Here is a 248-nt window from a genome sequence, read left to right on the forward strand (position 1 = left end):
CCGCGCAGGCTGCTCAGCCATCGCAGCGGGTTCTCCAACTTCGCCTTCCGTGAACCGGAGGGAAACCTGCGGCTGCATTTCGACCCGGGCACGCGATATGCGTATTCCGGGGAAGGGCTGATCCTGCTTCAGTGCGTGCTCGAACAGGGCGTAGGCCTGGACGTGGGCAAGGAAAAGCAGCGGCGGGTGTTTGATCGCCTCGGCATGACCCGTACCAGCATGACCTGGCGCGCGGACTTCGCCGGCAA

Annotated in this window: 1 protein-coding gene; it reads left to right on the forward strand. The window is 64.5% G+C overall.

Annotated elements, in window-relative coordinates; genetic code table 11:
• A partial coding sequence (locus ACQG3P_RS21325) for a serine hydrolase (protein ID WP_426806168.1) occupies positions 1-248 on the forward strand: 248 nt, incomplete at both ends.

The sequence above is a fragment of the Stenotrophomonas sp. SrG genome (assembly GCF_050031795.1).
GTDB classification, from domain to species: Bacteria; Pseudomonadota; Gammaproteobacteria; order Xanthomonadales; family Xanthomonadaceae; genus Stenotrophomonas; species Stenotrophomonas rhizophila_A.